General features: G+C 48.8%; 1 protein-coding gene. It reads left to right on the forward strand.

Annotated features, from left to right (window positions below; all coding sequences use genetic code 11):
* The coding region (locus ACTQ0H_RS09365; RefSeq protein ID WP_441548095.1) for a hypothetical protein at positions 1–240 on the forward strand (240 nt) is incomplete at its 5' end.
* Positions 241–322 lie beyond the last annotated feature (82 nt).

Below are 322 nucleotides of genomic sequence, written 5' to 3' on the forward strand. Positions count from 1 at the left end.
GCACAACAATTAACAAAGGCGACCGTCCACAAAGGGCGGTCGCCTTTTTTAATGCCCAAACAAAAAAAGCCGCTGGATGAGCGGTTTTTTGCACAAAAAGGTACAGGTTTTTGTAGAGGGGTATGGAGATGTGTCTGCTTGCGCAGCAATTTGCGTAATCTGGGAAAACGGCCTGAATTAACTCGTATAATGACCTGTGTCGAAAGATACGAAAACCTGTACTTTTGCGACTGCGCCTAGCTGCGAGCGAGAAGCCTGTTCTAAACGCCCCTGCATTTGCGTGCATCGCAAAGCCAAAAGAGGGGGCGAGAACATGGGACAG

Source organism: Collinsella sp. LCP21S3_A3 (assembly GCF_052118905.1).
Taxonomy (GTDB): Bacteria; Actinomycetota; Coriobacteriia; order Coriobacteriales; family Coriobacteriaceae; genus Collinsella.